This window comes from Salibacterium salarium, from assembly GCF_030813635.1.
In the GTDB taxonomy this organism is placed as follows: domain Bacteria; phylum Bacillota; class Bacilli; order Bacillales; family Marinococcaceae; genus Salibacterium; species Salibacterium salarium.
This window is the reverse complement of record NZ_JAUSUM010000003.1, coordinates 13,242-30,951: the sequence shown is the minus strand read 5'-3', so window position 1 is coordinate 30,951 and position 17,710 is coordinate 13,242. Positions and strand designations below refer to the sequence as shown.

At 39.9% G+C, this 17,710-nt stretch carries 17 protein-coding genes and 1 riboswitch; of the genes, 8 read left to right on the top strand and 9 right to left on the bottom strand.

What is annotated here, in order from left to right; genetic code table 11:
• Window positions 1–168: 168 nt before the first annotated feature.
• From J2S78_RS11910 to J2S78_RS11900, 3 genes are all read right to left on the bottom strand, one after another.
• Complete coding sequence (locus tag J2S78_RS11910; RefSeq protein ID WP_306898841.1) at window positions 169–1,722, bottom strand: Na+/H+ antiporter NhaC family protein; 1,554 nt, start codon at window positions 1,720–1,722, stop codon at window positions 169–171.
• A gap of 163 nt (window positions 1,723–1,885) precedes the next feature.
• Entirely contained in the window at window positions 1,886–2,764 is an 879-nt protein-coding gene (locus J2S78_RS11905; RefSeq protein WP_306898839.1) for a Cof-type HAD-IIB family hydrolase, read from the bottom strand.
• A 15-nt stretch (window positions 2,765–2,779) separates the two neighbouring features.
• Entirely contained in the window at window positions 2,780–3,574 is a 795-nt protein-coding gene (locus tag J2S78_RS11900) for a carbon-nitrogen family hydrolase (RefSeq protein ID WP_306898836.1), read from the bottom strand.
• 304 nt (window positions 3,575–3,878) lie between these two features.
• A riboswitch (purine riboswitch) is annotated at window positions 3,879–3,977 on the top strand.
• A 134-nt stretch (window positions 3,978–4,111) separates the two neighbouring features.
• Here J2S78_RS11900 and J2S78_RS11895 point away from each other — a divergent pair.
• On the top strand, window positions 4,112–5,380 hold the full coding sequence (locus tag J2S78_RS11895) for an NCS2 family permease (protein ID WP_306898834.1): 1,269 nt from the start codon (window positions 4,112–4,114) through the stop codon (window positions 5,378–5,380).
• Between the two features lie 69 nt (window positions 5,381–5,449).
• Here the strand turns inward: J2S78_RS11895 and J2S78_RS11890 are convergent, their stop codons facing one another.
• The gene (locus tag J2S78_RS11890; RefSeq protein ID WP_306898832.1) at window positions 5,450–7,033 is read right to left on the bottom strand and encodes a peptide chain release factor 3; all 1,584 of its coding nucleotides are present in this window, start codon (window positions 7,031–7,033) and stop codon (window positions 5,450–5,452) included.
• 134 nt (window positions 7,034–7,167) lie between these two features.
• Window positions 7,168–8,010, bottom strand: a complete 843-nt coding sequence (locus J2S78_RS11885) for an STAS domain-containing protein (protein ID WP_306898829.1) — start codon at window positions 8,008–8,010, stop codon at window positions 7,168–7,170.
• A gap of 278 nt (window positions 8,011–8,288) precedes the next feature.
• On the opposite strand from J2S78_RS11885, the gene J2S78_RS11880 reads away from it, so the two are divergent.
• Window positions 8,289–8,438, top strand: coding sequence for a hypothetical protein (locus tag J2S78_RS11880; RefSeq protein WP_306898828.1), 150 nt, complete (start codon window positions 8,289–8,291; stop codon window positions 8,436–8,438).
• A 429-nt stretch (window positions 8,439–8,867) separates the two neighbouring features.
• Window positions 8,868–9,719: a CAP domain-containing protein gene (locus J2S78_RS11875; protein ID WP_306898827.1), complete on the top strand. Its 852-nt coding sequence runs from the start codon at window positions 8,868–8,870 to the stop codon at window positions 9,717–9,719.
• A 161-nt stretch (window positions 9,720–9,880) separates the two neighbouring features.
• On the opposite strand, the gene trhA is transcribed toward J2S78_RS11875, so the two are convergent.
• Together trhA and J2S78_RS11865 are read right to left on the bottom strand one after the other, a co-directional pair.
• Entirely contained in the window at window positions 9,881–10,525 is a 645-nt protein-coding gene (gene trhA, locus J2S78_RS11870; RefSeq protein ID WP_306898825.1) for a PAQR family membrane homeostasis protein TrhA, read from the bottom strand.
• A 37-nt stretch (window positions 10,526–10,562) separates the two neighbouring features.
• On the bottom strand, window positions 10,563–10,871 hold the full coding sequence (locus J2S78_RS11865; protein ID WP_306898823.1) for a winged helix-turn-helix transcriptional regulator: 309 nt from the start codon (window positions 10,869–10,871) through the stop codon (window positions 10,563–10,565).
• Window positions 10,872–11,033: 162 nt separating this feature from the next.
• On the opposite strand from J2S78_RS11865, the gene wrbA reads away from it, so the two are divergent.
• Window positions 11,034–11,651: an NAD(P)H:quinone oxidoreductase gene (gene wrbA, locus J2S78_RS11860; protein ID WP_306898821.1), complete on the top strand. Its 618-nt coding sequence runs from the start codon at window positions 11,034–11,036 to the stop codon at window positions 11,649–11,651.
• Between the two features lie 124 nt (window positions 11,652–11,775).
• Here wrbA and J2S78_RS11855 read toward each other — a convergent pair whose 3' ends face one another.
• Entirely contained in the window at window positions 11,776–12,441 is a 666-nt protein-coding gene (locus J2S78_RS11855) for a GerMN domain-containing protein (protein WP_306898820.1), read from the bottom strand.
• 542 nt (window positions 12,442–12,983) lie between these two features.
• On the opposite strand from J2S78_RS11855, the gene J2S78_RS11850 reads away from it, so the two are divergent.
• Together J2S78_RS11850 and J2S78_RS11845 are read left to right on the top strand one after the other, a co-directional pair.
• Complete coding sequence (locus J2S78_RS11850; protein WP_306898818.1) at window positions 12,984–13,523, top strand: RNA polymerase sigma factor SigX; 540 nt, start codon at window positions 12,984–12,986, stop codon at window positions 13,521–13,523.
• Complete coding sequence (locus J2S78_RS11845) at window positions 13,520–14,803, top strand: GerMN domain-containing protein (protein ID WP_306898816.1); 1,284 nt, start codon at window positions 13,520–13,522, stop codon at window positions 14,801–14,803. The genes J2S78_RS11850 and J2S78_RS11845 overlap by 4 nt, the downstream gene beginning before the upstream one ends.
• A gap of 31 nt (window positions 14,804–14,834) precedes the next feature.
• Here J2S78_RS11845 and J2S78_RS11840 read toward each other — a convergent pair whose 3' ends face one another.
• A complete protein-coding gene (locus J2S78_RS11840) occupies window positions 14,835–15,605 on the bottom strand; it encodes a rhomboid family intramembrane serine protease (protein WP_306898814.1) in 771 nt (256 codons plus the stop codon).
• Window positions 15,606–15,728: 123 nt separating this feature from the next.
• Here J2S78_RS11840 and acpS point away from each other — a divergent pair, with 123 nt between their 5' ends.
• Both acpS and J2S78_RS11830 read left to right on the top strand, forming a co-directional pair.
• The gene (acpS, locus tag J2S78_RS11835; protein ID WP_306898812.1) at window positions 15,729–16,082 is read left to right on the top strand and encodes a holo-ACP synthase; all 354 of its coding nucleotides are present in this window, start codon (window positions 15,729–15,731) and stop codon (window positions 16,080–16,082) included.
• An 80-nt stretch (window positions 16,083–16,162) separates the two neighbouring features.
• Entirely contained in the window at window positions 16,163–17,707 is a 1,545-nt protein-coding gene (locus tag J2S78_RS11830; RefSeq protein WP_306898810.1) for an NAD(P)H-hydrate dehydratase, read from the top strand.
• The last annotated feature ends 3 nt before the right edge of the window (window positions 17,708–17,710 follow it).

The following is a 17,710-nucleotide window of genomic DNA, read 5'->3' as shown; positions in this document are numbered from 1 at the left end:
TACTTATCATTTTTCCTTTCTTGACCGTTTTTAAACAATATCGGATATTTCCATACCGTTGTGTTCGAGAAAATGGACGAAGGGATGTGTTTGTGTTAAAAAAAGAAGCTGTCTCTTTGTCATGGTGAGAAGTCACTATGACACGGGACAGCTTCTATAAAACGGGAATTAGTTTTCAGGTAATGGGGTTATAACGCTTTTCAAGGAGAAAGCAATACCAACAATGATAAATAAGGTTACTAGAAGCCCAGCTAAGGTACTTCCGGTCATTCCGAGTACAAGAAATCCAATGAATGCTCCAATTGCTGTTAGAATAGCATAGGGAAGCTGTGTGACTACGTGATCGATATGGTGGCTGCCTGCTCCTGTTGAAGATAGGATGGTCGTATCTGAAATAGGAGAACAATGATCCCCTAATATAGAGCCAGCTAAAACCGCTGCTAAAAAAGGCAAAATCATGGACAAATCTAAGACAGACGCAATTTCACCAGCAATAGGAAGTAAGATTGTAAAGGTTCCCCATGATGTGCCGGTAGAAAATGCGATAAGTCCAGCCATTACAAATAGCAGGGCAGGTAAAAATACAGTCGGAAAAGAACCATTATCTATCAAGAATGCTAAGTATTCCCCTGTGCGCAATTGATCGATAATCGTGACAATAATCCATGCTAAAATTAAAATATAAATAGCTGGTAACATGGATTTAATGCCATTCCATGTTGCTCGCAACATTTGAAAAGGAGACGGACGTTTAGAAAGAGTTAATAAAACCGAAGCCCCCAGTCCGATAAGTCCGCCATAAACAAGGGAACGAGCGACATCTGTCTCGGCAAAAATAGTAAGCAATGTGGCATTATCAGCAGCTCTTGCCCCTGTAAAGATCATAAAACTAATAGTACTTATTATAAGAGCAACAATGGGGATAACCAAATCTGAAACAGAACCATGATGAGTGTCTAAATCTTGACTGTGATCCCCTGGAACATTTTTTCGAGTCGGATCTAAAAGCTGCTGATGAACGATCGCTCTTTCCTCATGTTTTCTCATAGATCCAATATCAAGTTTCCACACAATCACAAGAAACACAAAGAGAATAGCAGCCAGTGCATAGAAGTTCATAGGGAGCATGTATATAAATGCTTGTAATCCACTGTATGCAATCCCACTGTAGTCACTTAATATATCATCAATGATAGTAATAATATAAGCGCCCCAACTTGATAAAGGGGCAAGCACACAAATAGGTGCCGCAGCCGAATCCACAATATATGCAAGTTTGGCCCTGGAGACGTTATGTCTATCGGTAAGGGGGCGGCTGACTTGACCCACCGTCAAACTATTGAAATAATCATCAATAAAAACGAGAATACCAAAGATGAGGGTAATGAGTTGAGAACCAACTCGTGTTTTCACCCGCTGCAAGGCCCAATCACCAAATGCTCTACTCCCTCCTGAAAAACTGATTAGAGAAGCCATAATCCCCAATATCAATAAAAACAAAATAATAAAAAGTTCCCAGTCATTGATAGCTCCCTCTGATACAAATATACCGGAAAATGTTTCCCAAATAAGAGTAGAGGAGGGAATAAACGCCCAATCGTTTAATATCAAAGCTCCGACAATAATTCCAACTCCAAGGGAAGGGAGTACTTTACGAGTGACGATAATCATAAGTAAAGCAAGAGCCGGTGGGAGCAAAGATAATATCGTTGTTTCTTCCATATTCTTTTTTCTCCTTTCAATATTTCTACAGAAAAAACCTGGCTGGTTTCCGTTCCAGTCAGGTTAAACGGTGTCTTTACATTGTAATAATTGTACAAAGAAACAATAAAATTATACCAATATCGCTCTTTTGAAGCAATACAAGCATCTTTGGCACGATAAATTATTTAGAATAAGAGGGATCTAATATAAAGGAATCAATGGCGTATGCAACACCATCATCATCGTGAGACAGGGTTTCACGTGTAGAAAGGCGTTTAACGTCCTCCTCGGCATTCCCCATTGCAATACTTGTTGCAGCAACATTAAATAATGGAAGATCATTAAAGTTGTCCCCGATAGCAAAAGTAGATTCCACGTCAAGTTCAGCGTGGTTTAATAAATGAAGAAGCCCTTTTCCTTTTTGAGTTTCTGGATGCATGATTTCAAGGTTATCCCGTCCGGAAGAGGTCACAAGTATATTGTTATAGTCTCCCCAGTATTTGACACAACTTTTGAGCTTAGGTTCAAGCATAGAAATTATAAGAAATTTGTATACAGTAATATTATTCTCTGTAATAAGGGAAGGTGATGTCAGCTCTTTCATTTGAGCTTGACGTCGGTGTCCATCAGCCCGGCGGCGAATGGCTTCTTTCATTTCTTCCCCTTTTTCTTTATCTTGTGTATATATCTCCAAATCATTCATAAAAAACTCGCGTGAACGTGGAGGACTGTACACTCCATCACCTGTATTAATATGGTAGTAGTATTCATTATTATCGAGCCATGTTGCAAGCTGTACAGCATCATTGCTATCCATATACTTCTCTCGTATACGTTCACCCTGCCAAGAAACAATGCTGCCATTTAACGCAACAATTCCGTCGGGCGTAAGGTCTGCGTTTTTTAGCAATCGTTCTACGTCATTTACGCCTCGTCCTGTCGCAATAACAACGTTATGCCCTTCGTTTTGAAGGCGTCTTAACGCGTCTGCGTTTTTTTTAGAAACATATCCATCGGTGTGAAGGAGTGTTCCGTCCATATCTATAGCTACTGTATTCATGTTTGTCACCTCTGGTTAAAATCGGTATTTTGTCGTATCTCTGCTTGTAAAAACAGGAATGTTTTTTCGTATGAAATCGGTTTGAGCGATGTCGATATCGGCAATAATTGTTTCTTCTTGTTCTGTGGAGCCTTCAGTTATAATGTTTCCATTAGGGTCTACTACCATAGATCGACCTGCAAATGTTGTTCCATTATACGAACCGATGCGGTTGCAGGCAACGACATATATTTGATTCTCAATCGCTCTTGCTTGTAATAGACTTCGCCAATGGTTCGCCCTTGCATCCGGCCATTCAGCAGGAATAATGAGCACATTTGCTCCTTCAGCAGCGAGAGGTCGGAATAACTCAGGGAATCTCAAATCATAGCATATGCCTACCACAGCTTTCAGTTCACCGTATTCCGCCGCATAGGGCATTTCTTTTCCAGAAATAAGGTAATCCGGTTCCGCGAGCATCGGCACGAGATGAATTTTATCATATAGTGATAGAACTGCTCCATCATTTGCAATAATCGACGCTCGGTTAACGATTCCGTCCTTCGTTTTTACAGCATGTGATCCGCCGAAAACAGTAAGGTTATAAGTGACCGCGAGTTCTTGTAAGAATGCGAGAGTATGATCTGATGATTCGTCATCTGCTAGTAACGGTAGAGATGATAGAGTATAGGCAGTTGTCCACATCTCTGGCAGCATAACTGCATCGGGATTGTAAGAAGCAACGGTTTTTTTTACCCATGTGGTTACTTTTTTGCGGTTTTCTTCGGGTTTTCCCGGGATAATATTCATTTGATACATTGCTATATTCATATTCAAAAACTCCTTTTGTTTCCTGCCATGAAGGAGAATTAGTTTGTTGTAAGCCGTAAGAAAGTATACATGTTTGACATTTTTAGCAAAAGTACCCAACTTTTAATCCTCAGTCGGAGCGAAAAGCGTCCACCTATAGTACAGGCCATTTTGCAACGAAAAAAAGGACGGTTCTTGGGTATTTTTCCCAATAATCATTTCGCTTATTTTCAATCTATTTAAGGATAACATGAAATAAACTTTCGCAGGTAGGATATTTTTGTGTATTGACGTATTGCTGGGCTTTGCTTATAATATCTTTTGGTATAAATATTAATAATTTGCTCGTATAACCTGAACGAATGGGTTCGGGGTTTCTACAGGGTCCGATAATTTCCCGGCTACGAGTCTCTTACATCCTAAGAGATTCGTAGCTTTTTTATGTTCAAAGGCTCTAGCGTAGATGGGTATGGCGAATGGTTTTCAATTTTGATAGCCGCCATTTGCATTTACCGAAAAGAGTCGTGTCTTAAGAAAAGATATTGGTTAGAAAGAAGGATGATTATGTTTCGAATAGAACAGCATGGCACGTCATTAAAGCAAGAACTCACAGCTGGTGTGACTTCTTTTTTTACCATTGCTTATATTCTTGTCGTTAATCCAGCTATTTTGGCAGATACGGGAATGCCCTACTCGTATGCCCTTTTAGCAACAATTCTTGCCACCGCAGTTGGCTGTTTTTTGATTGGATTATGGGGAAATGCTCCGATCGTACTCACTCCTGGAATGGGTATCAATGCATTTTTTACGTATACCATTGTACAAGGCTTTGGTTTATCTTGGCAGCAAGGGCTGGCAGCTGTACTCATTGCAGGAGCTATATTTTTCATTTCAACTGTGACTCCGGTCGCCGGGAAAATGTCTAGTGCGGTTCCCGAATCATTAAAACACGGTATTACCGTAGGTGTTGGTATTTTTCTTTCTTTTATTGGATTACAGAAGGGTGGGTTAATTGTGGCAGATGATGAAACATTTGTTACGCTTGGAAAATTAGCTTCGCCTGACGTATTGCTGACAATCTTTGGGTTACTGTTAACCCTTTCGTTGTTTGTTAGAAAAATAAAGGGAAGTTTTCTGATTGGTATGGGTATTACCGCTGTCATCGGATTGCTAATCGGTGTTCAAGGAGAAATGGCAGGCGATAAAATTACATTTTATGGATATAGTTCGATGGTAGGTATGGCAGATTTCAGCAATTGGCTTCAGCTTTCGTTCTGGGTTTCTGTATTTTCGTTAACCATTATTATTATGTTTGAAAGTATGGGGCTTTTACATGGAATGCTGCCGGATCGTGCGAAGTTTTCAAAATCATATCAAGCTTCGGCAGTTTCTACGATATCATGTGGATTCCTCGGAACATCTCCAACGATACCAACTGTTGAAAGTGCGTCTGGTATTGCGGAAGGTGGACGGACTGGTTTGACGGCTGTAGTTGTAGGTGTCTTATTCTTGGTTTCTTTGCTATTCGCTCCGCTTTTCACTGCCATTCCTGAGGGAGCGATTGCACCGGTATTAATTATTGTTGGAGGATTGATGGTACAAGAAATAAGGCACATAACATTTGAGGATATGTCAGAATGGTTTCCTGCTTATTTAATCATTGGATTAATTCCATTAACGTATTCGATAGCGGATGGTATTGCGTTTGGATTCATTGCCTACCCGTTATTAAAACTAGCACTTGGTCAGCCAAAAGCCGTATCTCCGATTATGTATATTATTTCAGGACTATTTTTGATGAACTATATTTTACTAATGGGACTTTAAAATAAATGAAAAGCACCCCAAAAGTTAGTTTTTTACTCTAACTTTTGGGGTGCAGTACCAGTTGATGATTTAGTTTAAATAAGAGTTTTCATGGAAATCTAAGTTTGGATACTTATCCTTGCTCATATTCATCTGGAACTCATTTTCAAATAAGGCAACTATTTTGCCATCACGATCGGTAGCAAGGTTTCGCTGCCGTTTTTTAAATTGTTCTAGTTCGTCGGCATCTCCGCTCACCCAGCGGGCAATCGAAAACGGGAGATGTTCGAGTCTGATGTCTGCCTTATATTCATTTTTTAAACGATGTTCAAGTACTTCAAATTGAAGTTCACCGACAACTCCTACAATTTGTTGTTGTGGATACTTATTGTACGTTTCAAATAGTTGAATCGCACCTTCTTCTGTAAGTTGTTGAAGCCCTTTTTCAAATGATTTGTGTTTCATGGCATCTTTTGCAGAAATGGCAGCAAAATGTTCCGGGGAGAAGTGCGGCATTTCTGCAAATTGAAACGACCCCTTTTCAACAAGAGAATCCCCAATTCGAAAAGTTCCGGGATCAAACAGCCCGATAATATCTCCAGCATAAGCCTCTTGTACGATACTGCGGTCTTGTGCAAGAAATTGGGTAGGTTGAGCGAGTTTCATTGTTTTATTCAAACGGACATGATTTACTTGCATCCCTTGTGTATACTTTCCAGATGTGATTCGTAAAAAAGCAATGCGGTCTCTGTGTTTTGGATTCATGTTTGCTTGAACTTTAAAGATAAAGCCGGAAAATGTATCCTGCACTGGTTCAATCATTCCTTGGTCACTATCTCTTCCAACCGGAGAAGGAGCGAAATGTAGAAAATGCTCGAGAAAGTTTTGGACGCCAAAATTAGAAACAGCACTACCAAAAAATACAGGAGTTAAGTCGCCTTCCATGATTTTTGATTCATCATAAGGATCCCCTGCTACATCAAGCAATTCCATTTCTTCACGAAATTGAGCCAAAAAGGCCGAATCAACGAATTCATCGAGAATAGGATCGTCTGGTCCGGTTGTCTCTTTCACTTCGACGTGAGACGGATTTTCAGCGTTGAAAAGCTCTACTTTTTTGGAATGGCGGTCGTAAATACCGTAGAAATTTTGTCCCATACCAATCGGCCAGTTCATCGGGTAAGAACGGATACCTAAGACATTTTCCATTTCTTCCATTAATTCAAAAGGATCTCTTACTTCTCGGTCCATTTTATTGATAAAAGTAAATATGGGAATACCGCGCATGCTGCAGACTTTAAATAGTTTTTCCGTTTGGGCTTCGACCCCTTTGGCAGCATCAATTAACATGGTGGCAGAGTCTGCTGCAGTGAGCGTTCGGTACGTGTCTTCACTAAAGTCTTCGTGTCCTGGTGTGTCAAGAATATTTATATGGTGGTCTTTATAATGAAATTCCATGACAGAGCTTGTAACGGAAATTCCACGTTGCTTTTCAATCTCCATCCAGTCACTGGTTGCTTGTTTTGTGTTTTTTTTCCCTTTCACAGAACCAGCTTCACGGATAGCTCCGCCGAAGTAGAGAAGCTTTTCGGTTAAGGTCGTTTTTCCAGCGTCCGGGTGGGAGATGATTGCAAATGTCTTACGAGCTGTTATTTCTTCGTTTAACTTACTCATCTAATAACCCTTTCTTTTTCATAGAACGTCTAACTACTCTATAATAAACGATTCCACCGTTTGGCACAATATCCCCTTGGAGACTTGAACTTTAAAAAAGAGTTCTCTGTCTATGACAGGGAACTCTGATAGTGTTATGAGTAGACAGTATGTTGCACAAGTGCTTGTTCTAGTGTGAGGAACTTAGATACATGTTTAAATGTAATGCCGAGCTGTACAATCGTTTGAGAAAGCTCAGGGCGCATGCCAGAAATGCTGGTGTCGATTCCAAGCAGTTGTAGTGCATCAATTAGTTGGATTAAATGCTGGGCAAACCATGTGTTGATAGTATTTATACCAGATAAATCAATAATTAAATAAGATAATTCGAGTTCGGTTGCTCGTTCTAATGTACGCTGTTGGAGAAATTCAGAACGATCATCATCCATATCACCAATAATCGGCAGGACGGCTGTTCCCTGTTTAATAGGGACGACAGGTACCGAAATTTCCTGCATTTCTTGTTTTGCACGTTCTAAAGCTTCGATGTGATGATGCAAAAACGTATGACTGAATACATGAGCGGCATTATCAAGCAATGATTCAAAGGTGTTATATATATAAAATGAATCATGCAATGACAAATTAAATTCTAAACATTTTTTTTCAATGGTCGTGATAAGTACTTCTCGGAACTTAGGGATGACCTGTAACGCTGTGGACAAGCTCACATCATTGTGTAAACAGTATTGTGCTACCTTATTCCCCCATTCTTTTATTTGTGTTTTTAAGGTCTCAGATTCAGGATGTTCATTACTAATACCTTCCCCAATCTCAACGAACAACTCTTTTGTTAAATGGAGAAAATAATCATTGTTTTGAGCAAAACTAAATCGGCTGTCTAATTGTTGCAGATTACGCATTCGTTCTTCTAAACTATCGATATTTTCTAAAATATCTTCTCCGATTTTACTGAAAATCTGATGATCGTTTTCCATCTTATCTAACTCCCGTTCTTTCTATAATAATTATATGTATTAGTATAAAGTATCATCTACATCTAAATGGTATTACCCTAATTTTAAATTTTAAAACATGTTTTTAATCAAGAACGCAAATGTGTGAAATTTTATCGTAAGATTATGGGACGTTTCTATAAAAGTGTCAAAGTTCAAAATTTTTTAATTAATTCCTAGAGTACTGTGATATCTTTTAATTAAAGCAAGAGGAGAACAAAAGACGTTCATCCTCTTCCATTACAAAAGGAGGTTTAATAATGAACAAAAAATGGTTGTATGCATTGTTAACTGGAGTAATGGCAGTAGGGGTTCTTAGTGCTTGTGGAGATACAGAAGAAGATCCTACTATGGACGAAGAACCTGCAGTGGACGAAGAGCCAGCAGGTGAGGAAGATCTAGAAGGTTAAAAAAGAGCGGAGCTGCCCCAAAAGTGGATGAAGACACTTTTGAGGGCAGTCTTTTTTTTAGAGAGATTTAAATATTTGCGTGTCTTCGATGTATAACGTAAGTGTCCAGATGGTAGAACGTTTAGCCACCTTGCACTTTTATAATAAGAAATACAGGTAACGAATACCAATGTTGCAAGTGTATTTCATTCACATTACTTTTTAATAATGAGAACTGTGTAAAAAGAAATAGGAGTGAGATGTAATGCCGAAAATTTTATAAGAATTACGTTTCAGAATAACCAATTTGTATATAGAACATAGTACGATAGACATAGAAAACCAGGTAATAAAGTAGTGATAGAAGATTATCTCACTGATTACCAAAAAAATCCCCCTCCCTTTCATAGTTTTTAAGATGTGTCATAATGACAACTGGAGGTGTTCAACATGAAAAAAATCATCATGGCAATGGCTGTAGTACTGGCATTCCCAGCAGCAGTCCACGGACAAGATAGCTATACAATAAATCAAGGAGATACGTTTTCTAATATCTCAGGAAACTTGAACGTATCCTATAGCAATGTTGTCCAATTTGTTCAAGACTGGGAGAACGTTGACTTTTTCTATCCTGGTCAAGACATTCCGGAACAAGAGGAGCAGCAAAATAATGAAGAAGCTCCAAATGAATCCGGTGAAGAAGAAGCATCAGACGAAGCCGATACAGAAAATGGATCAAATCCATCTGATGCACAAGAACCTACTTCAGAGGAACAAAATACAGAAGATGTTCCGAATGAAGAACCTTCGGAAGAAGCGGATGTAGAAGAAACGCCGGCTGAAGGAAATTCAGAAGAAGTATCGGAAGAACCAAATGCTGCGCAAGACAATTCTTCTGATAATGACGTTCAAAGTGAAAGCGAATTTGAACAAGAGGTTATTCAATTAACCAATCAAGAAAGAGAGCAAGCAGGACTTGATCCGCTTCAGTCTTATAGTGAACTTTCCGACGTAGCAAGAGATAAATCGAAAGATATGAGAGACGCAGGGTACTTTGACCACAACAGCCCGAACTATGGCAGTCCATTTGATATGATGGATACTTATGGCATAGAGTATAGTGGCGGCGGTGAAAATATCGCTGCAGGGCAACGGTCACCAGAAGAAGTGGTTGAAGGCTGGATGAACTCACAAGGTCACCGTGAGAATATATTAAACTCAGACTTCACTCATATTGGAGTGGGCCATGCTGAAGGTGGAAGTTATGGAGACTACTGGACACAAATGTTTGTAACAAAATAATGACGCGTACAAAAAGCCTCTTCATTGCGATGCTTATCGCAATGGGAGGCTTTCTTTCTTTTACTGGATATTTTCGCTACAGACGGATGCTTTTCGCAGACTTGGCCTCAGACTTCTCGGTAGGAATCAACCTGCGTGGTCTTTATCTAAAATTTTTCTAGTTACAAGGGAAGGACATAAAAGAATATAGCAAAGAAATGCAATATGGAACCAGCTAATACGAATACATGCCAAACGGCGTGATGATACGGGAAATGCCGCCAGATATAAAAGATGGTACCAACCGTATATAACAATCCTCCCCCAACGAGAAATCCTATTCCGGGTGCGGGCAGATTCTCCATGACCGGTTGCCAGGCAAAAATCATAATCCATCCCATAAGAATATAGAAAATGGTAGATAAGAATAAGAACTTTTTCACAAAAAAAGCTTTAAAACCTATTCCAAAAAATGCAATACCCCATACTACTCCAAATAAGGTCCAACTCAAAGGGCCTTCCACTACGTGAAAAAGAAAAGGGGTGTAAGATCCTGCAATAAATAAGTAAATCGAAGCATGGTCGAAAATTTCAAATAAATCCTTTGTTTTTCCCTTTTTTAAGGTATGGAGGAGAGTGGAGGAAACATAAAGGAGAAGCATAGTAGTGCCATAAATCGAAACACTGACGACATGAAAAGGGGTAGCGTTTAAACTGGTAAAAACTATTAATACAGCGATTGCAACGAGACTTAAGACGATTCCGACAGCATGGGTAGCTGCATTAGCGATTTCTTCTTTACGAGAAAACGTGTGAACTTCTGCCATAAAAATGTTCCTGCCTTCCATTCAAGGTTCTTGTTCATTACATCCATTTGTCTCCCCAGCCTTGAATTGCTTCAATGACAGGAGCAAGGTCCTTTCCTTTATTCGTAAGAGTGTATTCAATGCGGACAGGTTTTTCCGGGAAAACGCTGCGCTCAACGACATCGTGTTCTTCCAATTCTTTGATGCGTTCCGTTAATATTCTATCGCTCATTTCAGGAATTTGTGTCTTTATATCTTTAAATCTTTTAGAACCTCCCAAAAGGACACGAATGATGAGGCCTGTCCATTTCTTACCAAGCAGATCTATTGCTGCTTCGTATTTGGGACACATCTTGTTATAATCCATTATCCTCACCTCTTTATAATTTTATTCTAACATATTTTACATGTTTATCGTAACAAAGCGAAGGGGAACATAATTCAGTAAGTTCATATTGACAAAAGGTAAGATGAACTATAGTATAAATGTATAGTAACTTTAAAAAAATAAGTATATGAGGTGATTACATTGGCTAAAGTTTTAGTTCCATATTACAGTACTTATGGTCATGTGTTTCAAGTGGCTAAAGAAGTAGCAAAAGGCGCTGAAAAAGCGGGAGCAGAAGTGAAGATTGTCAAGATTCCTGAATTCGAAGAGGCTCGTCAAGCGATGTCAGGACAAGATGCTTACGTGCAGGCTCAAGATGCTCAAAAAGACATTCCGGAAGCAACCCATGAGGATTTGAAATGGGCGGATGGTATTATCTGGGGTGTGCCGACTCGTTACGGAAACATGCCTGCTCAAATGAAGCAGTTTCTTGATACAGGAGGAGCGTTGTGGGCGAATGGAGAACTGGAAGGAAAAACAACAGCTGTCTTTACAAGCACAGGCTCTATTCACGGTGGTCAAGAGACAACTATTATAACAACGCTTATCCCATTGCTTCACTTCGGATTAATCTATGTAGGTCTGCCATATGGCCAAAATCCAGAGCAAATGACAACGGATGGTATCGGCGGTACACCGTATGGTGCTTCCACTGTTGCTGGCACAGACGGTTCAAACCAGCCGGATGAAAGAGAATTAACAATGGCTGGTCGTCTTGGTGAACGCGTTGCAAATGTTTCTGCGAAACTAAGTCAATAATTTTAAAAAACCCTCCGCCAATTAGATTAATCTAATTGGCGGAGGGTTTTTTGTATGAAGACAGTCTGATGATAGAAGATAACACAATAAAAAACTGCCTTCATTTAGAAGGCAGTTTTTTAGACTATTCTTCGATTGATTCGTACTCATCAGGATTTTCTGCTGTGACAGGTTCTGTTGCATCCATGTGCCCGAATAAAGAAGATTCTTCTTCTCCTTCAATCAAAATTTTCGTTTCATCATAACCGAATTGTTCCATGATGAGGGCGATTTGTTCTGTGATAGCAAGTTCAGCACTAGAGCCAACATTGGCTTCTAAAAAGGAATCGGAAAAGGATACTTGCGCGACACCGTCCTCTTCCTCGACAGAATCTACTTCAATCTCACTTTGGAAATGTGATGTTAACTCTTCATGTTCCGGTCCTTGAATCCAAGCTTCTAGAGCTGCAACTGGAATTTCTTCTTCTGAATCAGCTGTCACGTCCTGTTCTTCTTTATATGTTTCCAGTACTTCATTATCTGAGAAATACAATGTAACGGTTTCTGTGACTTCATTCGTGGAATCCGTTTCTACTGTGTCTTCTTGCTCAACCCCTGTATTGCTTTCATCGTTTGAAGGCTCTTCTTCTGAATTATTTTCATCTTCTGAAGTCCCTTCATCGGTTTCATCGGAATTGGCTTCGCTTTCGCTTCCTGTATCATTTTCTTCTACCTCTTCTCCCTGGCCACAAGCAGCAAGTACTCCAAGGCTCAAAAGGACGGTAATAAATAAGTACAACGTACGTTTCATATAATACTCCTTTCTTTCCTGCTTTATAATCTGTCTACTTCTTAGTCGTTATGTAGAAAGAAACAGTTACAAAAAGTGTAGAAAAAGAACAAATTAATGTCAAAGGTCTTTTCTCCCTATTAGTCGTATAAAAAATATTCTGAAAAGTGTTCAGCCATATGAAAAAGTAAAGAAAAGTTGCATTTTTTCTATAAAATTTAATATGATTGTTCCTATTAATTTGTATAAAAATGATATAATATGCGTTGTATTAGTTTGGAAGGTGATAGGATGCGTAGATTTTCGAATAAACAGCTGTTAGCTTTTATATCAGCTATTCTTTTATTGTATGGAGTAATATATTGGACATTTGTATTGTTTATATAAAAGCTCAGCGGGGCCTGCAGGACGCAGGTCAGTTCGGCGTTGCCACAGGACGTGGCGTTCTTAGCCGAATTTCCACTACCCAGGGCGCTTGCGCTTTTCTTATAAAAATGAAAAATTGTGGAGTTCATTTGTAACTTCCTAAAAAAACTAACGACTAAAGTATGGGAGTGTTAATCGTGCAAGAGGAATTTGAACGGTTATATGAAACCTATCACCACTCTCTTTTTCAATATTTATTTTATATGATTCGTGATAAAGAAGCTGCAGAGGAATTAGTGCAGGAAGTATATATTAAAGTCTTTCATTCCATTGATTCTTTTGAGGGAAAAAGCAGTGAAAAGACGTGGCTTTATTCTATTGCGAGACACGTAGGAATTGATTGGATACGAAAACAAAATCGTAAAAAACGAAAATGGCTTGGGGTGTTGGGGCCTCTTTCAAAAGAAGAAGTCCGTGATCCAGCACCACTTCCCGAGGAAGTTGTTTCCGCGAAGGACGAAGCCAGAGAAGTGTTTGAGGGGATGGAACATTGTACCCCGGATCAGCGGCAGGTGTTGGTCCTAAGGTATGTTGATTCGATGTCTATTAAAGAAACGGCGGAAATATTAGGCTGGTCTGAAAGTAAAGTGAAAACGACCCAGCACCGCGCCATAAAAAAACTTCAGGACGTGTTGGGAGATTACAATCATACATCAGAAAGGAGGGTGGAACAGTGAGTAAACGGAATGATTCTTCTGAAAAAAAGATTGAGCAAATGCTTACACAAATGCCGCGTGTCAAAGATGAACGGTCAAAAGATGAAATATATCAAAAAATAAAACAACAAAGTCAAAAAAGAATTCCGACGAAGAAAAAGTGGGCAGTACCAGCATTTTCTGTCGTAGCTGCTATGCTGCTATTGCTAGTATTAGTTCCGAATGTATTAAACTTTACAAATCAGACATCTCCGAATGGATCTAACGAAAGTAATGGGGATAACTCGACTGGTATTGGAACAATGGAAGATCAGGATGAGGAAAAGGAAAAAGATACGAACGAGTTAGAATCGTCAGAAGCTGAAAAGAAAGAATCGACAGAAGAATATGCAATGGAACCTACAGAAGACGAGGAAACCGCTAAAGAGCCGTCTGTAAAGTTAGGAGATGACTCTTTTTCCCATGAAAATTACGTTACAGCGTTAAATGAAGGGGATATGGAAGAAAATCAGACCGCTGTCACTGTTCCTTTGCAAGATGCAGAAACCTCAATGATTGTACCGGTAAGTTTTGCCGTAGAAGATGATGAAGATTATATAGAAACGTTTGAACAATGGAACGAAGAATTTAGCGGTGAAGACATTGGTCTTGATCCTTCCCCTCTTCGAGACGTTGATTGGTCTAAGGAGTCAGAGGAATCAACGTTAGAAGCAGATTTTGAGGAAGAAGAATCACTTGTTGGAAGCGCAGAAAGCAATATGGTTGTGCGTAGTTTAGAAGAAAGTTTGCGCTTTCTGGAAGAAACAGAGGTAACACTCTTTGAAGAGGAAGAGCAAGGTGTTGATTTTGGGAATTACGGTGTGATGGAAACTTACACAGCGGAGCAAGACAATCGAGGCTATTATGCGTATACAAGTGATGCAGATATGACATTTCTAGTAAGTCAAAACGCTGCTAATATAAGAAAAACGAATCAAAGTGGTGAACTACTTACATTCGAAGAAACGTTAAATCAAATGAAAACAGAGCATGATGTCAGTGAGGCAACAGCTTCTATACCGGACACTGTGACGATTAATCAAGTCGCAGAAGACGGGGATTTGGCAAGAGTAGTTTTTTCTCAAGATAGTGAATTTCCCGATAGTGAAAACATTCAATTAATGGTGGATGCAATTCTTTTTACTGCTTCAGATTTTAATTTCGAACGTGTCTCCTTTGAAGGAGTTCCTGAAGACATGGAAGCATTTAACGTGGATGAGCCGGTGGAAATCCCGGTTGCACCGAATCAAGTCGCATATTAACTAAAAAACTCGGCCATAGCGCCGAGTTTTTTTAAAATAGTCGTGATAGAATGCCGAGGATGACTAAGATAACGAATGCCCAACCGGCGAAACGAGCGACTCGTCTTCCTGAAAAAATACGACGTTTACGCCAACGGTCTGGATTAAAAGAAATGTTTCTATCGTCAGGTACTGTTCGAGTTTGCACGTAAAAGGGCCGAGCGTTCCAGAGAACGAGGGGGGCCAATGCGGCTCCGCCAATAAGTCCGAATAAATGCCCTAAAATGTTTATGCCAGGGTTTAAAAAGGTCATGACCACCCCTAGTATGAGAATAATAGAAATAAGTTGAGCGTTCATCGCGTCGATAAGGTCTTTTCGATTTAACACCATGTAAAGATACACGCCAAACAAACCAAATATAGCTCCGGAAGCACCGAGGTGTGAATAACCAGGTCCCGTTAAAAAATAAGTTCCGATATTTGCAAGAATCCCTGCTGTTAAATAGGTGGATATAAATTTTGTATGACCGAGCATTTTTTCCAAGGCTGGTCCGAATAAAATAAGGGAGATAGAGTTGAATAGCACGTGACTCATCCCTTGATGCAAAAATATGGGAGTGATGAGTCGCCAATACTGTCCATCAGTGATGAAACCAGTATGTCCGATACCAAGGTAAAAGATAGTCTGCCCAAAAGGTATGAGGCCGTCTGTAAAAATGGTAAGGTTATACCATAAAAAAAGCACAAGATGAATAGCGATAAGCCCTGTTATGATAGGGTAGTTTTTTCGATAAGAATAGAAAGTTTCGTTTCGTATAAACATAAAATGGGTTCTCCTTCCCATAACCTGGTAATTTGTAGATAGACGATTTTGTATTTTATAATTTTAGCATATGAGTGAAGTCGGTGGCTAATACTGGCTTTTACAAAAGTTGGGAGAACAGTAATGATAAAAGGGATTGGAATTGATATCGTTGAACTCGATAGAATCAAACGATTATTGTACAAAAATGATCGCTTTCAAAAAAGAATTTTAACAGACAACGAACAAGATATGATGAAACGATACAGTGAAAAAAGAAAAGTGGAATTTATCGCAGGTCGTTTTGCAGCAAAAGAAGCGTTTGGAAAAGCGATGGGAACAGGGATTTCCGGAAACTATGGATTTCAAGATATTGAAGTAGTGGCTAATTGTTCAGGGAAGCCTAGTATTTTAGCGGTAGGAATAGAAGAGATTATCCATGTTTCCATTTCACACAGCGAGGAATACGCTGTTGCGCAAGTGGTTTTAGAATCCTGAATGCAAATACTTAGCTGGCTTGTTTGCATAACAGTGAAGGTTGTCTCATAGAAATATAATGCGGTTGGGAGGGACCTGTCATGCAAGTGGTAACTGGTGAGGAGATGAGACTCATCGATCGCTGTGCCATAGACGAATTAGGGATGAATGAGGAAATATTGATGGAAAACGCCGGCCGGGCTGCAGCTCAAGAGATAGAAAGGTTATATGTTCCATGGGGAGATCGAAAGGCCGCCGTTCTTATCGGAAAGGGGAATAATGGAGGGGATGGTTTTGTCATAGCTCGAACGTTGTTAGAAACTGGATATGATCTTGACGTTTGGTTGCTTGCGGACGTCGATTATTTCAAAGGTGCTACTCGTTATCACAAAGAATTGTACGAGCAATTCGGTTATACTTGGTCGTATTGGTCAATGGATAACAAAACAGAGATTCGTGAGGGTTATGATATTATCATCGATGCCATGCTGGGAACGGGGGTTTCTGGAGAATTAAGAGAACCTTTTAACAGTGTGTCGCTAAGTTTAGAAACGACAAAGGCGGATGTTGTTTCTATTGATGTTCCGAGCGGCGTTCCTTCCGGAGAAGAGTCGGTTCCAGAATCAGCAGTGAAAGCAAATACGACAATCACGCTTCAGGCCCCAAAATGCAGTGCCTACTTGTATCCGGCAAAACATTATTACGGGAAACTGATTGTGGTTGATATCGGACTCCCTACAAAAGCAATGACTTCTGTCTTAGAAGAAAGAAAACAACTATGGCAGGAAAAAGATGTACGTCTGACGCTTCCGCATAGATCACCGTCTTCACATAAAGGGAGTCATGGCAAGGGCTTGCTTATTGGGGGATCAGCTGCTATGCCTGGAGCTCCAACGATGGCAGTGTCCGCATGTATCTACAGTGGTGCTGGTTTATTAACGGCTGCTGTTCCGGAATCCATTTTGACGAGTGTATCAGTTACGAACCCGGAAGTGATGTTACGGCCTTTGCCGGAAAGAAGCGGGCAAATTGCGTCTGAAATTATAAGTACTGACTTTGCATTTCAGTCTTATGATGCTGTCGCAGCAGGACCTGGGCTTGGGAGACATCAAGGTACAAAGGCAGTTGTGAAAAAATTATTGTCAGACGTAGATACACCGTTATTACTAGATGCTGATGCTCTTTATTATTTACCGGAGTTGGAACAATTAATAAAAGAACGGCGAGCTCCGTTGATTTTGACACCACATCCAGGAGAAATGGCGCGTATGGCCGGTGTTTCTATCAGCGAAGTAAACAAACATCGTTTCACCATCTCTCGAAACTTTGCCAAACAACATGATTGTTATCTCGTTCTAAAAGGACCATTCACTATCGTGACAACGCCAGATGGAACCCAATTTGTAAACACAACAGGAAATGAAGCTTTGGCTAGAGGCGGAACCGGCGATATTCTTACAGGGATGGTTCTAGGACAGCTTCTTCAAAAAGATAATCTCTCGTGTGCTATCAGCAATGCAGTGTATCTTCATGGCTTGACCGCTGATCTAGCGGTGAAAGATGATTTTCATTCCTATTCTATGGCGTCCAGTGATCTCATTTGTTTTTTGCCGCTTGCATTTCGTTCTATAGTTTCTTCTTTGTAAAGG

Coding starts and splice junctions, on each gene's coding strand:
- J2S78_RS11910 (WP_306898841.1), bottom strand. CDS start 1,722: ATGGAAGAAACAACGATATTATCTTTGCTCCCACCGGCTCTTGCTTTA.
- J2S78_RS11905 (WP_306898839.1), bottom strand. CDS start 2,764: ATGAATACAGTAGCTATAGATATGGACGGAACACTCCTTCACACCGAT.
- J2S78_RS11900 (WP_306898836.1), bottom strand. CDS start 3,574: ATGAATATAGCAATGTATCAAATGAATATTATCCCGGGAAAACCCGAA.
- J2S78_RS11895 (WP_306898834.1), top strand. CDS start 4,112: ATGATTATGTTTCGAATAGAACAGCATGGCACGTCATTAAAGCAAGAA.
- J2S78_RS11890 (WP_306898832.1), bottom strand. CDS start 7,033: ATGAGTAAGTTAAACGAAGAAATAACAGCTCGTAAGACATTTGCAATC.
- J2S78_RS11885 (WP_306898829.1), bottom strand. CDS start 8,010: ATGGAAAACGATCATCAGATTTTCAGTAAAATCGGAGAAGATATTTTA.
- J2S78_RS11880 (WP_306898828.1), top strand. CDS start 8,289: ATGAACAAAAAATGGTTGTATGCATTGTTAACTGGAGTAATGGCAGTA.
- J2S78_RS11875 (WP_306898827.1), top strand. CDS start 8,868: ATGAAAAAAATCATCATGGCAATGGCTGTAGTACTGGCATTCCCAGCA.
- trhA (WP_306898825.1), bottom strand. CDS start 10,525: ATGGCAGAAGTTCACACGTTTTCTCGTAAAGAAGAAATCGCTAATGCA.
- J2S78_RS11865 (WP_306898823.1), bottom strand. CDS start 10,871: ATGGATTATAACAAGATGTGTCCCAAATACGAAGCAGCAATAGATCTG.
- J2S78_RS11855 (WP_306898820.1), bottom strand. CDS start 12,441: ATGAAACGTACGTTGTACTTATTTATTACCGTCCTTTTGAGCCTTGGA.
- J2S78_RS11840 (WP_306898814.1), bottom strand. CDS start 15,605: ATGTTTATACGAAACGAAACTTTCTATTCTTATCGAAAAAACTACCCT.
- acpS (WP_306898812.1), top strand. CDS start 15,729: ATGATAAAAGGGATTGGAATTGATATCGTTGAACTCGATAGAATCAAA.
- J2S78_RS11830 (WP_306898810.1), top strand. CDS start 16,163: ATGCAAGTGGTAACTGGTGAGGAGATGAGACTCATCGATCGCTGTGCC.